Genomic DNA, 18,594 nt, shown 5'->3' on the forward strand with positions numbered 1-18,594 from the left:
TCAGCTCCTTTCCCTCATTATATAAAGGGTGCTGACCAATTGGCATGCTGTAAAATTATCATTTTGTTTGTTTTTTTAGATCTTTTTCTTATAATGGGTATAGGCTATTATTCTTATCATTTCAGGAGGAAAATATGAACAATCAAGCACAGGCTCATGAAGGCAAGTATCAAGAAGAACCGGCTGTATGGCTGCGCGCAGCGAACTATGAAGCTGCTGTTTTGCCGGGTGTGGGCGCCAATCTGATTGCCTTTCGCGATACAGCCAACCAGTACCGCTTCCTGCACGAACCGGAGCTCAACGAGATGGAAGCCTTCAAAGCCAATCCGATCATTCACGGCATCCCGGTACTGTTTCCACCGAATCGTTATGAAGACGGCGACTTTCATTGGAATGGCAGCGTATATCGTTTTCCTGTCAATGAATCGAAGACTGGCAATCATCTTCACGGCTTTGTTCATAATATTCCATGGAAAGTGGATGGTTTTGGGGCTGATGAAGCACAGAGCTGGGTAACCTTAAGCCTGACGGTAGCAGAGGGGCATTCTGTATATACATATATCCCGCATGCGTTTACGATTCAGCTTCGTTATTCCTTAAGCAGCGATGGATTATCGCAGCACGTGCTAATTAGGAATGACGGCGACACGCCGATGCCTCGTCTGCTTGCCTTCCATACCTCGATCAATGCACCATTCGCTTCAGATAGCTTGGCATCCGATTATCGCTTCAATATGACGATCGGTGAACGCTGGGAGCTGGATCAACGGATGCTGCCGACCGGTCAGTTTCAAGCGCTTACAGTTGATGAAGAAAACATGAAGGCCGGCGGGCTGTCCCCATTCTTTGAATCGATGGATAATCATTATACAGCTGTTCCGCAAAATGGAAGAAACCGAATGGAGCTTACCGATGCGCGCAATAAGCTGACTCTGGTCTATGATGTCGGTACCAGCTACAAGCAGTGGATGATTTGGAACAACGGAGCGACGGAAGGCTTCTTTTGTCCAGAGCCGCAAATCAATCTGGTGAACGCGCCAAATATCAAGCAGGAGCTCGACAAGGAGCTGATCGGATTGTTCGGTTTGGAGCCAGGCGAGATCTGGGAAGAAACCAGCAGACTGTATGTAAAAAAAGCTGAATAGTTGAAGAAACGGAAGCCTCCAGATCGACTTTACTCGTCGATCTGGAGGCTTCCTCAATTACCGGCTCCAAGTCTGTCACAATAAATATGCATCGCCTCTCTGAGAAATGCTGCCAGGCCTGATCCGTGCTTATCAATATTGGCAGTGAAACGCTCATCCATTACGTACAAATCACCCAGTCCACGAAAAATTTCCGGTGTACAATCATAATAGTAATTTGTAATATGCTGTCTTAATTCCCCCACAGCTACCTGCACCTCGAAGTCTTCCGGACCGCGATGCATAACTGCAACGATCCGGGTATAGATCTTGTCGTTCTCCTCTGTGATGCTCGCCCAATCCTCTTTTGTATAGCGATCTGTCCGCTTCTCAACCGCTTCAACTGCTGCATGACCATATCTTTGTCTCGCCTCAGCTGCATACTTCTTTTTGTGCTGCTCGATAGCACTTTGATCAAAGCCCTCAACTGAGATGATCATAAGCTATCACGTTACGTTAGGGTCAATAGTAAAAATTGGCTGGTCGAATTACGTGCCAATTGGTTGTTTTCATCTATTCATTTCGTGGTAAAATAAGAAAATACACGTGATTATTGATCTTATCACCAACCAATTAATCACCATTGGAGTGCTATCTATGAATATTATTATTTCACGAGAGCTATCCATACCGATTTATATGCAAATTACGCAGCAAATACGTGAAGCTATATTCAATGGCGAGCTGCCAGCCGGCTACCGTCTTCTACCCGAGCGAAAGCTGGCCGAGCAACTAGGTGTGAATCGCAGTACCGTATTGAACGCATACGTTGAATTGAAGTCGGAAGGTTTGATCGAATCCTTTGTTGGCAAAGGAACCGTCGTACTGCCCTTGAACTCTGCGGATGCACCTGCTGCCTCTACCCAGCTTCCCGGCTATAGTACGCCTCCGTGGCGGCAGTTATTCAGTGAACGATCGTTCTCGGCAGGTGACCCGTTAATTCGCGACCTGCTGTCTCTTTCCAAGCGCAATGACTCCATTTCCTTCAGTGTTGCGCTGCCAGACCCTGGGCCCAAACTGACGGTCAAGCTCAGAGAGCAGCTGCAATTGCTCATGCAGGAGAAAAGCGATTCGCTTTGGAAGCATACCGCCACGGAAGGTATTCATTCACTGCGTGAGGCAATATGTATGTGGATGGAGAAGCGTGGGATTCACGCAACTGCCGAGGAAGTGCTCATACTGTCCGGCTCTCAGCAAGGTATTGATTTGCTTACCCGAGTATTCATTGATCCGGGTGATACCATTTTTGTTGAAGAACCCAGTTATTTCAGCGCTATGCAATCGTTTCGGTCAGCTGGAGCGAGATTAATGGGAATACCTGCAGATACCGATGGACAGATGAGACTCGATATTCTGGAGTCCATGTTAGCCAAGTATCATCCGAAGCTGATCTATGTTCTGCCTACCTTCCAAAATCCATCGGGTTTGGTGATGAATCAGGAAGTCAGGGAAAGCCTGCTTGAGCTGGCTTATCGCTATAAGACGATTATCGTCGAGGATGACCCTTATTGTGATCTGCGTTATTCCGGTCGTCATGTTCCATCTATCCATGCCATGGACCGCCATGATCATGTCATCTATCTCAGTACCTTTTCCAAGCTTATCGGCTCTGGATTACGTATGGGGTGGCTCAGTGCTCCCAAGTCTGTTATTCGTCAACTGGCTATTGCCAAGCAAATGGCTGATCTGCATACGAGCACACTCTCGCAGTATCTGATGGAGAGATTGATTCGCAGCGGGCTGCTGGAGGAGCATCTGAATGATGTGCGAAATCGTTATCATCGGCGTAAACAGCTTATGGTCGCAGCGCTTCACAAATATGAGGTGCCGGGTATGAACTGGCAGGAGCCCGAAGGCGGCGTATTTATCTGGTGCCGAATGCCAGCCGGATTGAATGCCAATGAGTTGATGCTTCGTGCAGCCGATCGTGGTGTTGATTACTTGCCTGGCAACCCGTTCTTTGCCCAAGTGCCGCAAACGGCCTATGTACGCCTTAACTTTTCATGTGCCGAGGAGGACTCGATCGATGAAGGCATTCGCCGATTTGTCTCAGCCGTGCACGATACGATGAATGCTCGTCGATATCATCAAACAGGCAACCGAACAGAAGGATTAGATCCTATTATTTAACACCTATTCCAAGGAGGATGGACCCATGGCCTTTTCAAGATTCGCCAAACGTATGGACCAATTAAAAGCATCAGAAATCAGAGAGATATTAAAGCTGACAGAAAGACCTGAGGTCATTTCGTTTGCTGGTGGCCTTCCCGATCCTGAGCTGTTTCCTATTAGAGAGCTGCAGCAGATCGCCGTACAAGTATTGGAGGAGAACGGTAAAGAAGCGCTGCAATATGCGACCACAGAAGGCTATCGGCCTTTACGGGACAAAATCGCACTACGGATGAACCGTACACTGGGTACGGCTTGGACGGCTGATAATATTCTCATTACAAGTGGCTCCCAGCAAGGAATTGATTTGGCAGGAAAAGCTTTCCTGGACGAAGGCGATGTCATCTTCTGTGAAAGCCCTTCTTATCTTGGAGCTATTCAGGCATTTCGTGCTTATGGTCCAGAATTCGTCGAGGTTCCCACCGATCACGAAGGCATGGATATCGCCCAATTAAGGGAGCTTCTGCAGACTACACAGAAGGCCAAGCTTATTTACGTCATTCCGGACTTTCAAAATCCGACTGGACGGTCCTGGACACTAGCCAGAAGACAAGAACTCATCAAGCTTGCCAATGAATTCGATCTGGTTATTATTGAGGATAATCCATATGGAGAGCTTCGTTTTGAGGGCGAACCTATCCCTTCCCTGCAATCGTTGGATACCGAGGGTCGAGTTCTTCACTTGGGAACCTTCTCCAAAACCTTCTGCCCGGGCCTGCGCATGGGCTGGACGGCAGCTGATTCCGCTATTATACCCAAATTAGTGCTGCTGAAGCAGGGAGCCGACCTTCAAGCGTCAACGATTAGCCAACGCCAGCTCGATGCCTATCTGGAAACGTACGATCTGGGTGAACAAATCGTCAAAATTGTAGAGGTTTACCGCAAGCGTCGTGACACGATGATGGAAGCACTTCGTGGTGAAATGCCTGCCGATGTCCGTTTCAATATTCCTTCCGGCGGCTTATTCACTTGGCTAGAGCTGGCACCTGAGCTTAACGCTCGTGACTTGCTCGTACGCTGCCTGGATCACAATGTCGCATTCGTACCTGGAGGCAGCTTCTACCCGAATGGTGGCCATGAGAACACGCTTCGCCTCAATTATTCCAACATGACGGAGGATCGGATCATCGAGGGAATAGCACGGCTTGGCAAAGTGCTGCGGGAATACACAGCAGAATTACAGGCAAGTCCTTTATCCATTTAACAACGGTCTGCAGTGGGGCTTAGTCTCAGATTTTACTTTGAGACCAAGCCCTGTAGCAGAACCCTATACAATCTAAAAGCAACATAATATTAAGATAAGAAAATAACCCTCCATCTCACATTAAAGTGATGATGGAGGGTTATTTTCTCACACTATGAAACTGCTGTTTCAGCAGTTTTATATGTATTATAAGATTATAGGCCCGGTGGGACTCGAACCCACGACCAGATGATTAAGAGTCAACTGCTCTACCAACTGAGCTACGGACCTGCAACGCTCACTTATAATAGCATATAGATTTATAAAATGCAAATCATATTTACAATTATTTAAAAACAGCTTTTTTGTTTAATAATAACTATGAGGGAGGTGTTCAGCATGAATGCAGAAATCAATCCGAACCAACCACCAGAGATTAATCCGAAACCCATTCCGGATATAACACCGAAAACTCCACCCGAAATTAAACCGGATTTGATCCCGGAAATACCATCAACACCACAGCCAGCTCCTGAAATCAGTCCCAAAGTCATCCCGGAGATACCCGAGAAGCAGCAATAGGAATTGCAGAGACAGTCCCTTGGCCAGATGAGTGACCTGAGGGACTGCCTCTTTTTCACAGTCTTATCGAACCTTACTTCTTAGCTTTCTTTGCATCATAGGCAGCCTGATAAATTTCCAGGTACCGCTTCAACTTCATGTTATCCAGATTTTTCAGATAACCATCCCAGTCTTTATCCAATTTAGCATCTCCGATAATGAATCGCGCGATCATTTCTTTGACATGATCATTGATGGTCTTATCCAAATCGGCCAGCTCAGTTGCCTGCTCATTGGTAAAGAATAGCTGTGGAAGAACGGTATCATCTTTTTGCTTATAAGGCTCATACTTGGTTTTCGTTTCATTGTAAAGAATAGATTCCTGCGGGAGTTTCGGATCAGGGACCAGACCCAAACGGAAATCGTTCGTACGCAAAGATGGACCGGTTTGCGACCATTTTACATTTTGTACCGTCGGCAGCTTCGCATCCGTATACTTCCAAATAGCCGGTTTCCCGTTGATTCCAACCTCTCCCGGATCAGCTAATTTCCATTCAATATTCGGGCGACCTTCCGTATTACGCAGTGTCATTTCCTGATCGTACATCAAGTCCGCCCAGCGAAAAGCAGCCTCGGGATTTTTACTTGCTTTGGTTATAACTAGTCTACCTTGGTTCACACTATTGTTTAAAGGAGCTACCTGAACGCCTTTTGGCCCTTTTAACGCTGGAACGGCAACATAATCCAACCATCTTCCCACATTTCCTTTGCTTGTATCGGTAAATATACCATCATGCTGGGCTACAGCCGCCCCTAATATTACGGTTCCCGGATTCTCGCCCATTTGCTTTGCTTGATCTCGGTCCTGAGTGAACGATTGAGGAGCAATCAGTCCCTCTGCATAAAGCTTGTGCAGGTATTCCAAGCCATCTTTAAATTCCGGTTTGTCAAAGGCTACCGTAACTTTTCCATTATTGATAAACAACCGTTTTTCACTACCGTTAATGATACTTGGGTTAAGGATGAAAGCATTCATAATAAAAGAATCAATATTAACATTCGGACCTACAGCCGCACCTGCCAGCGGAATTTCATCTGCTTTTCCGTTCCCGTTCGGGTCCTGGGTTTTGAACGCCTTAAGCACATTGTAGAATTCGTCTGTCGTAGTCGGTACTTGCAGCCCTAATTTGTCCAGCCACGGCTTGTAAATCCACGTTTTTTGTGACATGGAGCAGTGGAAACATTCATTCACCTGAGGAAGTCCAAAGATTTTACCGCCCGGCGCCGTAATAGCTTCTTTCACATAAGGAAGCTTCTCGAACATTTTCTTCGTTTCTGTTCCGTATTGATCAATATATTTGGTCAAATCAAGAAATTCCCCTGTATTCCCATATATCAACTGCTGTGTGGGACTAATATCAAATCCCATGATCACATCAGGCAAATCTCCGCTGCCCAGCACCAAATTCAGCTTTTCTATCGCTGACTTCTCAGGTGCTACATCCCATTCGATGTGAATGTTCGTCTTCTCTTCGAGAAACTTCGTATATTCATTGGTTGCAAAATTCTCAACGAACGAACTTCCTTTAACCAGCACCTTAAGTGTTGTTTTTTCTTTCATAATCGGGAATTGTCCTGCCGGATTTATTTTCGCTGCAGTTGCCGCATTGTCTTGTTGGGGCCCTGCAGACTTATCTGTGCATCCGCTCAACACAGCAACTGCTGCGATCGTCAAGCTCAAACTGCCTATCCATAACTTTTTCATTGTAGTACCTCCCTTTTTTTATGAACCCAAACCCCTTTATCCCATTCCATTTCCATTTAGGCCATCAACCTATCCCTTTAGCGAACCAATCATGACCCCTTTTACAAAATGCTTTTGCACAAAAGGGTACGCTACCATCAGAGGCAGTGAGGAAACAACGATCAGCGAATATTTGAGCAGCGTTCGCAAGCCTTCACGGTTTGCTTCATCTGCCAAATTGGACATCATACTCGCATCGACTTCATTTTGTACGAGGATCTCCCTCAGTACAAGCTGGAGTGGAAATAATGCAGGATTTTTCAAATAGATCAACGCATTAAAATACTGATTCCAATAACCGACAGCAGAGTATAAGGTAATGACCGCAATAATCGGTCCGGATAACGGAACAACGATTTTCCACACAAATTTAAAATCATTGCAGCCATCCAGCTGCGCGGCCTCCAATATTTCATCGGGAATCGTCGTCCTGAAGTAGGTACGGGCAATAATTACATTAAATACGCCCATAGCCGTAGGTAAAATCATCGCCCACATCGTATTCAGCATATTCAGATCCTTAACGAGCAGGTAGTTTGGAATCAAGCCGCCGCTAAACATCGTCGTGAATACCAGAAGCAGCATAATCACATTTTTCCCATACAAATCCCGTCTGGCTAACGGATACGCTGCCATAATCGTCAAGGATACATTAATAACGGTTCCTACTACCGTGTAAATGACGGAATTGCTAAATGAACTCCAGATCAGCCTGTGCTTGAATACCGCTGCGTAGCCATCCAAAGTCGGTTCAACTGGCCATAACCATACCTTACCGGCAATAACAGCGCCTGGACTGCTAAAGGATGCGCTTACAATGAATACTAACGGGTATAAAACCGTAATTAAAAAGATTGATAGAATGACATAATTACCGATGTTAAACCATCGATCCGTATTCGTTTCCCTGATATTCGTAGTTTCCACAGTTGTTACCTCCTCTCGCTGCCCTTACCATAGGCTTTCCTGCTTGGCTTTCTTGGCAATTTGGTTGACCGTGATGAGCAGAACGAGACCGATGACAGACTTGAACAGGTTGATCGCCGTGGAGTACGAATAATTCATTGCTTGCGAGGCAAGCCCCACCTTATACACGTAAGTATCGATAACCTCGGAGGTCCGTGCATTCAGTGCATTTTGCATCAACAGCACCTTTTCAAAGCCCAAATCCAGAATATGCCCTGTGTTCAAAATGAGCAAAATGATCATCACCGGGAGAATGCTGGGCAGATCAATATGCAGCATCCGTTTGAATTTATTAGCCCCATCCATGACCGCCGCTTCATGCAGCGAAGGATCTACACCTGACAAGGCCGCCAAATAAATGATGCAGGAGAAACCAACATTTTGCCATAGACCCGACCATACATAGATCGAGCTGAAGTATTCGGGCTTGGCAATAAAATGGATCGATTCAAAGCCAAGCGTTCGCAGAATCACATTCACGAGCCCATTCCGGGGATCGAGCAGCTCCAGAATAATTCCTACCATAACCACGATTGAAATAAAATGAGGTGCATAGGTGATCATCTGAACCGATTTTTTGAAAAACTGATTCTTCACATAATTAAGCGACAAGGCCAGAATGATCGGAAAAGGGATTCCCGCAATCAGGCTGTACAAGCTAATAATTAATGTGTTGGTCATGAGCTTGCCAAATTCATACGAATTGAAGAACCGGATGAAGTGCTTGAAGCCCACCCATTCACTACCATTAATTCCTTTGAAAGCTGTGTAATCTTTAAATGCAATCGTCGCTCCGTACATCGGATAATACTTGAATACCAAAATGTAAATCAACGGAAGCGCCAGCAGCACATACAATTGCCAGCATTTCTGTATGCGCCTCCGAGCGGACAGTGGCTCTATCTTCGCTTGTGCTCTCGTCTTGGTAGCGGCTGCCACTTTCATGATCGTTGTTCCCCCTTTCATTATTCGTAATTTCAACATAAGGCTTAGGAGAACAAATGTATATTAGAAAACGCTTTCTTTTTGTGCGATAGTTAAGAATAGCAATGTGCATTGCTATTCTTGGTGTGCAATATTTTAGAAAACGCTTGTATAACCCCGTATTTTTAGCCGGTTTGCGATTTCTTATAAGCGGTAGCGCTGACACCGTGAAGTCGTTTGAAGGCCCTGCAAAATGTATTGGACGAGCTGTAACCTACACTCGCAGCAATATCGTTAATGGTCAATCTGGATTCAAGCAGCAACGCCTTGGCATGATCCATTCGCACGCTCTCCAGATAATCGGAAAAATTGATACCGGTTTGCTCTTTAAAAAACTGTGATAAATATACCTTGGAAATCGGTATTCGATCCGCAACTACATCCAGACACAGATCATCCTGCATATAGTCCTGGTTCAGGATCGTGATAATATGCTCGACCAGCTGTATATTTTGGCTTTTCTTATGCGCATTCACGCTATCGCAGATCCACTCATAGGTGGATATAACTGAGGCATAATTGTTCTTCATATGCTCGTAAGAAGGCGTCTCGCTGCTTAAGGGCTTCATCTGATGAAAAACCTGTTCCTGTGCCAGCTCCATTTGCGGCAGAAGCTTCACGATACTTCCCCAGACTTCATATAAAAACAGCTGCATGACCGAAAAGGAAAGACGCCGGATTTCAAAATTTTCTCTATACAAATCCTCCAGTATACGCTTGACCTCCACCCTGTCACCGGCCTTGGCCAAATTCATTAACCGACCTTCCAAATCGGGTGGAAAATAATAATTGTTGCGATCATCCGGCAGCTCGTCGAACCATAAAATCCCTTCGCGATTTTGCCATAGTTGAAAGCTGAGTGCTTGCCTTGCCTGCTCGTACGATCTGGATACGCCTGTAAGACTGTCATGAATCGCCCCAATCCCATAGATGGGGACGTATTTCAACAGATCGCCAACGGCTTCATCCGCTTCCAGAAGCTTGCTCTCAATATGCTCCTTAACCTGCAGCGATTGGGATTGATTACAGCAAAACAGCACAGCAAGCTGATCCTCAGCCACATCATAGACAAAGCCGTTATGCTCCATCGTCTTGCGCAGCATTTCTTTAGTCAAAACACGCTTCATATCCAGCTCTTCCAGAAGATCACCGCTGTAGCCGTTGTCCAACCCCCGCAAATGCAGGATGGCAACTACATAGCTCATCCCCGTTACATCCATCCCCACATGCTTCAGAAGCGCATTCGCATCATGTACCGACAGAAACTCCCCGTTCAGCAATCTCTGAAAATACGCCGCGCGAAGCAGTGGGGCCTGCTGCTCAATTTCCGATTTCAGCCTGTGATTATTGTTGATCAACCCTGATACCGTTTCTCCGATCAAGCCATAGGCATCCCTATGCTGGGGACTAACGTCCGCCTTTTCCATAATCATATTGACAATATTACGCAACGGCATACTGTTCCGATACGCCAGCAAATAAGCGATAATCACCCCGATAACTAGAAACAGAAACGTCAGGGAGAATGTAATTTTCTGAATATAACGAACCTTCTCCAGCACCATATGCGTGGGCTGCCCCACCAGATACGTCCATCCATTAGAGGCTGATTTCACGTAAGTGATCATCATCGGCTTCTTGTCGATCGTTTGCTCTACGACGCCCTGAGAGCCTGACAGTTTGGCGATATCCACTGGGAGCGGAACGGCATCCGCAGACAATGAGCTGATTAATTGCCCCTGATCATCGACTATATAAGCCCAACCGTCGCCCGAGATATCCAGACCGTGGAACAGCTTTTGCAGCTCCCTGTTATCGATCATCACAGCGATTGCACCCTGCGGGTTTCCCGGATAGCCCAGCGATTGGATGTACGTCAGCATCGTATAGGAGGTATTGTTCACCATAACCTCCTGGGAAGGAATATATTTACGCGTAAAATATTGATCGAACATCAGCTTGTTCCAGCTTGTGTAATCAAGTCGGCTGTACTTTGCTATATTCTCATAAAACTCCTTGATCGAATAACTCGAACCCGGGGTCAGCACAAGACCGCTGTTTTTAAACAGAACGTAGTAATTAAAAATAAAATTGTTGGACAGCTTATAGTTATACAGGCTTTTGTTGGTATCCAAAACACGATAAGTATTGGTTCCCTCGAACGGATCGATCACCGGCTGAAATTGGATGATGCGTGTATCTACCGACAACTGTTGGGCGATGGATGAAATTTCCTCCAGTCTTCGCTCCAATATATCCTTGCTCTGCTCAAGCACATTCATATGATTGGCAGTAACTTCCTTTTCCATCGTTTGAATCGTCTTTTGATAAATGATCCAGCCGACGATCATAGGCAAGATTAAAAAGAGAATATACGGAATAAGCAAGCGTATGAATACCCGATGTCTGCCCTTCCCATCACTTAGCCATTGTCCTTTAAGCATGGTAGACCGATCCTCCTTCTCCCAAACAGACCTTTGCAACCGATTACATACACTATTAAGTTAACCACATTATAGGTTGCTTGTGAACAGCCAACTTGTGTCGGCTAAACAACAAATAATCCCCATGAATCCATGGAGATAGTTGACTTACCCGTATGCAATTGTGGTCGATGTCTGCATTCGATACTAATTCGCATACTGCTGCTTGAATTCGGAGGGTGTCATCCCGGTATGCTTTTTGAATAGCTCACTGAAATAGGGACGATCCTCATATCCGAGCGCCTGGGCAATTTCCTGTACCTGCCTGCCTTCCAGCAGCAAAGCCTTGGCCCTTTCCATACGCTCTGTCGTAACAAATTGCCCAACCGTCATCCCTCTGACCTTCTTGAATAGGTTGGCAAAGTAGCTGCCGCTTAAGTAAACCAGCTTGGCATAATCATTCACTGTCAGATTCACATCCAGATGCTGTCTGATATGCGCGATTACTTGCTCGACGACCTGATTGGCTTCTTCTTTCTGCCTTTGCTGGATGACCTCGCAGCCGATTCTGCACAGCTCGTTGATGCCTCCCTTAAGCTCTGTCAGCTTGTAGGAATGCAAATTCTTAATATGCAGCAGATGCGCCTCCAGCGGCTTCATTTCTTCAGCTGTCAGCTTTTCGGCAAATACCCGATTCATCATAAAGGCAAGCTCATCGTACATGACCTTTACAGCCTCTGGAGCATAAGGCACAGGCACAGATACCGTTTCATCGAACATTTCACCGACAAGCTCCTGTGCCTTATGCAGATTGCCCGAACGCAGACAGTAGAATAGCTCCTTTTCCTTTTCCGTTGAAAAGCGCGGTGCCGTTTGATGATCCACATGCTGGTAGCCATATACACTGTTGCCACCGGTATAAAAATTATAGGATAGTGCGGTCATTGCCTGCGTATACGAATAAGAAATTTCATGAATATGCTGTACGTTTTCCCCCAATCCGAGAGATACCGTATATCTGGAATAGCTTTCAATATTTTCACGGCACTGCTCGGCCAGCCTCTCGGCACTCCCGGAATCAGGCGAATTGAATACAGCAACGAACCGGTGCGAATGATCCCGAAACACAAATCCTTTCGTAACATTGCCAATCGTCTCCTCCAGAATATTGTGCAGGGTGAAACGGATCAGCTCGACCTCCTGCACAGGAAGCTTATGGGTCAGCTCGGCAAACTGGTCAATTTCCGTAAGCATGACGACAAATTGCTCACGTTCAAGAGCAATATTGAGAAAATCCCAACGCTTGGCGGCTTGCTCCGGCGTTGTGGGAAACTGCAGCAGCAGCTGAAAATATTCCTGCCGCAAATACGGCAAGCTCTCCCGCAGCTTGCGCTCCATCTCATGAAACCGCTGCTGGCTGCCAAGTTCCTCTTCGATCGACGCTTTGGCTTTAAGAACGGCATCAATAATTTTTTGCGGTGTAAAGGGCTTCAATATATAATCAAAAGCGCCAAGCTGAATCGCCTGCTGCGCATAGTCAAAATCAGTATATCCACTTAGGAAAACGATTTTGGTACGGGGAAATTCGCTTAATACCCAACGTGTCATATCCAGCCCATTCATTCGCGGCATACGGATATCCGTCAGCACGATATGAGGCTTGGTTTCACGTATGAGCTCAATACCCTTCTCGCCATTGCTGGCCGAGCCCACCACACGAATCCCATGCAGACTCCAGGGAATTTGATTAGCAATGCCATCAACAACTGTCTTGATGTCATCTATTACACACATTCTAAGCTCATTGTTCACGATCATCGTCACTCGCTTTCCAATGGGATCGTTAAGGTAATTACGGTTGAACGGTACGGAATGCTCGATAATTCAATATCGGCTCTGCTATCGTATTGCAGCCTTAGACGTCCAAATACATTGCGCAGCGCATAGCCCTTTTTCACCATCTGCTCCTGCCGCATATCCTCGTCAACTTGCCGGGCATCCATGCCGGAGCCATTGTCCTCCACACGCAGCTCGAGCCAATTTGAATCCAGACGGCGGATTGTAATCGTAATTTGTCCATCAACGTCCATTTCCTGAAAGCCATGCAGGATCGAATTCTCCACCAGCGGCTGCAAAACAATTTTCAATATCGGTATATCGAGCAGCGAATCATCCTCGAGCATGATCTTATAATCAAACAAGCCTTCATAGCACTTTTGCTGCAGACTCAAATATTGCCGTACATGGTCGATCTCCTTTGCTAAGGTCGTCATCTCGTTGCCCCCATTAAGACCAAGCTGGAACAGCAAGGAGAGGGAAACAATCATATCGGTAACATCCTTATTCTGCGCTGTTTCCGATTTCCAGACGATCGTATTGAGCGTATTGTACAAGAAATGTGGATCAATCTGCGCCTGCAGTGCTTTAATCTCCATTTTTCTTTTCTCGTTCTCGGCATCCTTGACATCATCAATCAGCTTCGATATTTGCTCCAGCATGCGATTGAATTTCAATCCAACCTGTGTAACCTCATCCTCGTACTTGCTCTCAAAGCGAACATCAAGCTGGTTATGCTCGACCTTCTTCATAAGACCTTGAAGCTTATGCAGCGGCTTCAGCAAGAAGCCTGACATCAGATTGGAAAGCAGCAGGGCCAGCACCGCGCAGCAGGCCATAATGAACAACGTGGCTGTTTTGATGCGATTCACTTGATACAGCAAATCCGATTGCTTTTGCACACTGACCAGCAGCCAATCCTGCGCAAGCGTCAGACGCGCATAATTGACCAAATAAGGCTCGTTTCGTTTGGAATATTTGAAAAAGCCCCGTTCCTGCTCCTGCATAGGCTTCATAAATTCCGGATCGTTCTGAAACGATTCCATGGAGGATGCCATCGGTAGTACCGTACTGCCGCTGCGTGAAACGAGAAAATAATTGTCCGAATGGCCAAGCAAATCATCGGTAATCGCTTTGCGGATAGCATCTTCCTTTAAATTAACGACAATAAAAACGTCCTGTACATTAACTTCGGAGATCGATTTCATCAATAAGGAGATCACTCTTTTATTGCCGAGAAATAATGGATCTTCATGGCCTTCGATCCACAAGGCGCGATCGGTGCTTTCCAAATACTTCGAAAATAGGGTGCTCTTAAAAGAGACCTGGCTATTGCGAAGGTCATTCGTCGCGAACAAATCACCAATCGGCGTATAGATTAAAATGGATTGAATCGATGGCTCACTCAGCTTCATTTGCGCAAGCGGTATCTGTAAGGAAGACAAATGTCTATAGTAAGCCGATGTTCGGTGATCGTACACATCATTCATCGCCTGTTTGAATTCATCGCTAAGCATCATGGAGGAGGTCGCTACAATCGCATGACGCAGCTTTTCATCAAGCACACGCACCGATTTATTCAGTGTGTTCTGGCTGGAGAGGAAGGCTTCCTTTTCCGTCGAGCTGTAAGCAATCCAATATGACATCAGTCCGGTCAAGGCAATAGATATTAAAGTCAGCAGCAAAAAGGCTATCCATAGCCGACGTCTAAGTGAAAGCCTATAAAACCAGTGTTTCACGTCTGTTCCTCCTCCATACCCTAGCGTATGAAAAAACGCGCCGCTTTCTGCTGCGCGTCCATCATTATGATAATCAACTTCGGAATCACCGGTTTCCATCCAGCCTTACTTGGCTAAAGTACCTTGCAGCTTGCCTGGATCAAAGCTTGGATTCGCTTTGCTCTTCGTATCGCCGGAAGCACGTGCTTTTTCCAGAGCAGCGTTATAACGAGTTGTCAGGTCCGTCAGCATTTTATCGACATCTCCGCCTTCAAGCATATACTTTGTAATCGCATTGCCTGTCTTGACACCCTCAACCTTAGCTTCCGTTACGGATAGCGGAGTTGGTGAATACAGTGCATCATATTTGCTCGGCAGGAATCCATCGATGCCCGGAATAGTCGGTTTGTTAGCAGTAGCATTCACATCAGGTACGACAGAGATACCAAAGCCCTTTTCATGATATTCCTTTTGGAAATTAATATTGGCAAGGTACTCCATAAACTTCCATGCTTTTTCTTTGTTTGGTGTGTCTTTACTTATACCAACGTAGTTGCCGGCAATAACCGAGACGGTTCCTGATTGCTTGCCGTCCAGGGTTGGAGGCAGAGCAGCAGCCCAGCGTATTTTGGTCGGGAATTGGTTCTGGAATACACCTGGCTCGCCAGAGTGATTAAAGTACATACCAATTTTCCCGGCTGCAAATTGTGCACGCAGCGGATCAATATCCAAAGATTCCACGCCCGGCAGCAAGCTTCCATCCTTTTTCATTTGATAGAGCGCTTCAGCAATAGGCTTGTACACGGAGAAATCGAACTGTCCGGTTTTATAGTTATAGCCATCCACAATTGAAGTGCCACTAAAGGAGCTTATTGGATTTGAAATTCGCGCGAATGCGGAGCTTGCGCTCTTGAAGTTTTCAGCAAAGCCGTACGCACCTACATCCTTATTCGCTTCTGTAATCTTCTTGGCAGCATCAACCATTTCCGCTACTGTTTTTGGCGGTTCCTTAATCCCTGCTTTTTCGAACAAATCTACATTATATATTAATCTCCAAAACTGTCCGGTATTCGGCAGCGAATATATTTTGCCTTCAACCATGTTCGATTCCTCGACCATCAGATTGGCATATCGCTTTTTCAAATCATCGTTCATCAAATCATTGATCGGCAGCAAATAGCCTTTTTTCACAAAACCGAGAAAATCGTTCGTACGCAGTACGTCAGGAGCCTGCTTGCTGGCATATGCGATATCCACAGCCTGATTGAAGTTATCAGCCAAAACCGTCATTTCCACTTCAATGTCGGGGTTCGCATCATTAAATTTCTTGATAACCTCTTTCATATAATCCGCATCATGGCGATCGATCGTCCAATAAGAGATCTTGGTTTTTCCGCCTGTCGCTGTACCTGTACCCGAGGTTCCTCCAGCTTGCGTCCCGCTGTCCTGTCCAGCTCCACATGCTGCCAGAGAGGAAGCGACCAAAGCTACGCCCAGCACGGTACCTATCGTTTTTTTCATCATTTTGATAAAACCCTCCTTTTTAATTATAAACCATTCGTGAACAGGTTCCTAATCGGAAATCATGTAACTGCTTTCAGCATAACGGCTGAGCTTGTCGAACCGTGAAGGACAATCCGACTTTTATAGAGGGGAAAACTACTTTCCGTCTCCCGCCTCTACCTCCGATCAGCTTTTTAACCTTTGACAGCACCTGCGGTAACCTGCATAAACGACTTGTTCGCGATCATATAGACCACGAGAATCGGCAGGAACGATAGACAAGCACCTGCCATCATCAATTGCGTCTCCGCAGCAGCACCAATACCATAACGAAGATTCGCAAGACCTACTGTCAGTGTCTGCAGCTTCGGCGAGGTCATGGTGAATACGAGCGGCAAAATATATTCATTCCAGGCGCCGCGAAACGTGAACAAGGCGGTCACTGCAAGCGCTGGACGCAGCAGCGGAAGAATGATTTTCCAGAAAACGCTATAGAAGTTACAGCCGTCAATATATGCAGCCTCGTCCAAATCGCGGGGAATCGCCTTGAAAAAACCGATCAGCATAAAATAAACCGTAGCATGCGAGCTGATCAGGATGATAATGACACCCCACAGCGATTTGTTCAAGCCGAGCATGACCATCAAATCAAATTGCGGTCTGAGTACGACAGCACCAATGGAAATAAACATCGTACTTGCCTGCAACGCGACATACAGTTTTTTGCCTGGGAACTTCGTACGGTCTATCGCGTAGGCGGCCATCGAAGCGATCAGCAGCGTTGCAATTGTGACCATGGTGCTAATAAAGAAGCTGTTCCAGGTAAATAGCGCAAAATTGGCCTGCTTCCAGGCAGTAGCATAATTCGAGAACTGCCATACGGTGGGCAGAAAAGTAGCTCCCGTGGTTAATTCGGCATTCGTTTTGAGTGAACCGAGAACAGCCATAATAAGCGGGTACAGCGTGACAAAAGCTATACTGATTAAAAATACCCATTTTACGATATGCCCCAACCCGTAGCTTGCCCTAATTCCATTGCCATTCAAGTTTGTATCCATCTCACTTACACCCCGCTTTCCTTAATCCTGATTCAGCCGTTTGGACATGTAAAAATAAATGATCGTAATGAAGCCGACAATCAAAGCTGTTGTAAATCCAACCGCGCTGCCGTAGCCGATTTGCTGTACTGTTGCCGTTGACGCCGACACCGGGAAAAATTGCTTGTATACATACAGGTACATGACCTCTGTTTTGCCGAACGGTCCTCCTTCGGTTAATACCATGATGCTCTCGTAGCCCTTCAAAGCCGTGATGATGGCCAGCATAATAATCATTTGCAGTACGGTACCAAGCATTGGAAGCGTGATATACCAGAACTTTTGTGCAGCATTCGCACCATCGAGTGATGCACTCTCATATACATCCTCTGGTATGCCCTGCAAGCCGGCAATGAACAGCAGCATGTAATTACCGATCCCGCCCCATACCGCAGTAATGATAACCGTAAGCATCGCATATTGCGGACCGAGCCAATCTATCGATTGCGAAATAATCCCATATTTGATCAGAAATTGATTAAGCACACCGTTATATGAATTGAAAATGGTAAAAAATACGATCGACATAACCGATGCACTGATAATAGTAGGCATAAAATAAATCGCTCTGAACAATCCCTTGCCTTTCAAGCCGCGGTTTAAAATGACTGCAAGCAATAGAGAAATCGGCAGCACCAGAATGATTTTACCGCCCGCGTAGATAAACGTATTATACACGGAATGCCAAAACTCCTGATCACGCAGCAGTCTGGAGAAATTATCAAGACCTACAAATCGGGGTATCCCAAAGCCTTGATAATCGTAAAACATATAACGCAGCGCCCAGACGATTGGGTAGATGCCAAGTGCCAGTGTCAGGAACAAACTTGGAAAAATGAAAATATATGAGTTGAACAGAGATACACGTTTACGCATCGTCTATCAGCTCCTCCCGTTCGTTTTTTTATAGCATATTACATGCGAGACAGAGGGCGGGAGCGGTAATTCAACTGGCACCATAGGACAAAGCAACTTAATTTGAATTTGCACGGAGTCGATCTCATCTACAGCCCATAACAAAACCCCCCGGCGCGGCGCGAAGGCCACTGAAGAACTTACTGTTTTTTTCTTCGGCGGTAAGATCAAAATGAACGAAGACATCTACCCCGCTTTTTTTGAGGGAGATGTCTTCTTTTTTTGGTCTTTTCGGGGATTTTTCCTTACAT

The 18,594-nt window shown here is 46.0% G+C and carries 14 protein-coding genes and 1 tRNA gene; 4 read left to right on the forward strand and 11 right to left on the reverse strand.

Features of this window, described 5'->3' with window-relative positions; genetic code table 11:
• Positions 1-134: 134 nt before the first annotated feature.
• The gene (locus LRL21_RS04845) at positions 135-1,145 is read left to right on the forward strand and encodes an aldose 1-epimerase (RefSeq protein ID WP_240414623.1); all 1,011 of its coding nucleotides are present in this window, start codon (positions 135-137) and stop codon (positions 1,143-1,145) included.
• Positions 1,146-1,198: 53 nt separating this feature from the next.
• Here the strand turns inward: LRL21_RS04845 and LRL21_RS04850 are convergent, their stop codons facing one another.
• A complete protein-coding gene (locus tag LRL21_RS04850) occupies positions 1,199-1,624 on the reverse strand; it encodes a TipAS antibiotic-recognition domain-containing protein (protein WP_240414624.1) in 426 nt (141 codons plus the stop codon).
• A gap of 157 nt (positions 1,625-1,781) precedes the next feature.
• Here LRL21_RS04850 and pdxR point away from each other — a divergent pair, with 157 nt between their 5' ends.
• Positions 1,782-3,314 (forward strand): MocR-like pyridoxine biosynthesis transcription factor PdxR, encoded by a 1,533-nt coding sequence (gene pdxR / locus LRL21_RS04855; RefSeq protein WP_240414625.1) that lies wholly within the window; start codon positions 1,782-1,784, stop codon positions 3,312-3,314.
• A gap of 25 nt (positions 3,315-3,339) precedes the next feature.
• Positions 3,340-4,557 (forward strand): aminotransferase-like domain-containing protein, encoded by a 1,218-nt coding sequence (locus LRL21_RS04860; RefSeq protein WP_240414626.1) that lies wholly within the window; start codon positions 3,340-3,342, stop codon positions 4,555-4,557.
• Between the two features lie 197 nt (positions 4,558-4,754).
• On the opposite strand, the gene LRL21_RS04865 is transcribed toward LRL21_RS04860, so the two are convergent.
• Positions 4,755-4,827 (reverse strand) — tRNA-Lys (locus LRL21_RS04865).
• Between the two features lie 108 nt (positions 4,828-4,935).
• On the opposite strand from LRL21_RS04865, the gene LRL21_RS04870 reads away from it, so the two are divergent.
• Positions 4,936-5,118 carry a hypothetical protein gene (locus LRL21_RS04870; protein ID WP_083689374.1) on the forward strand — a complete coding sequence of 61 codons (183 nt, stop codon included), beginning with the start codon at positions 4,936-4,938 and terminating at the stop codon, positions 5,116-5,118.
• A 73-nt stretch (positions 5,119-5,191) separates the two neighbouring features.
• On the opposite strand, the gene LRL21_RS04875 is transcribed toward LRL21_RS04870, so the two are convergent.
• The 9 genes from LRL21_RS04875 to LRL21_RS04915 all read right to left on the reverse strand — a co-directional run bounded on the left by LRL21_RS04875 (position 5,192) and on the right by LRL21_RS04915 (position 18,304).
• Positions 5,192-6,862 carry an ABC transporter substrate-binding protein gene (locus LRL21_RS04875; RefSeq protein WP_240414627.1) on the reverse strand — a complete coding sequence of 557 codons (1,671 nt, stop codon included), beginning with the start codon at positions 6,860-6,862 and terminating at the stop codon, positions 5,192-5,194.
• Positions 6,863-6,931: 69 nt separating this feature from the next.
• The gene (locus tag LRL21_RS04880; RefSeq protein WP_240414628.1) at positions 6,932-7,828 is read right to left on the reverse strand and encodes a carbohydrate ABC transporter permease; all 897 of its coding nucleotides are present in this window, start codon (positions 7,826-7,828) and stop codon (positions 6,932-6,934) included.
• A 24-nt stretch (positions 7,829-7,852) separates the two neighbouring features.
• Entirely contained in the window at positions 7,853-8,812 is a 960-nt protein-coding gene (locus tag LRL21_RS04885) for an ABC transporter permease (protein WP_240414629.1), read from the reverse strand.
• 164 nt (positions 8,813-8,976) lie between these two features.
• Positions 8,977-11,295: a helix-turn-helix domain-containing protein gene (locus LRL21_RS04890; RefSeq protein WP_240414630.1), complete on the reverse strand. Its 2,319-nt coding sequence runs from the start codon at positions 11,293-11,295 to the stop codon at positions 8,977-8,979.
• A gap of 186 nt (positions 11,296-11,481) precedes the next feature.
• Positions 11,482-13,086 carry a response regulator gene (locus tag LRL21_RS04895; protein WP_240414631.1) on the reverse strand — a complete coding sequence of 535 codons (1,605 nt, stop codon included), beginning with the start codon at positions 13,084-13,086 and terminating at the stop codon, positions 11,482-11,484.
• Positions 13,087-13,094: 8 nt separating this feature from the next.
• Complete coding sequence (locus tag LRL21_RS46175; protein WP_240414632.1) at positions 13,095-14,849, reverse strand: sensor histidine kinase; 1,755 nt, start codon at positions 14,847-14,849, stop codon at positions 13,095-13,097.
• A gap of 105 nt (positions 14,850-14,954) precedes the next feature.
• Positions 14,955-16,352, reverse strand: coding sequence for an ABC transporter substrate-binding protein (locus LRL21_RS04905; protein ID WP_240414633.1), 1,398 nt, complete (start codon positions 16,350-16,352; stop codon positions 14,955-14,957).
• 173 nt (positions 16,353-16,525) lie between these two features.
• Positions 16,526-17,389, reverse strand: coding sequence for a carbohydrate ABC transporter permease (locus LRL21_RS04910; protein ID WP_240414634.1), 864 nt, complete (start codon positions 17,387-17,389; stop codon positions 16,526-16,528).
• A 21-nt stretch (positions 17,390-17,410) separates the two neighbouring features.
• Positions 17,411-18,304: a carbohydrate ABC transporter permease gene (locus LRL21_RS04915; RefSeq protein WP_240414635.1), complete on the reverse strand. Its 894-nt coding sequence runs from the start codon at positions 18,302-18,304 to the stop codon at positions 17,411-17,413.
• Between the last annotated feature and the right edge of the window lie 290 nt (positions 18,305-18,594).

It is taken from the genome of Paenibacillus periandrae, from assembly GCF_022458865.1.
Taxonomy (GTDB): domain Bacteria; phylum Bacillota; class Bacilli; order Paenibacillales; family NBRC-103111; genus Paenibacillus_S; species Paenibacillus_S periandrae.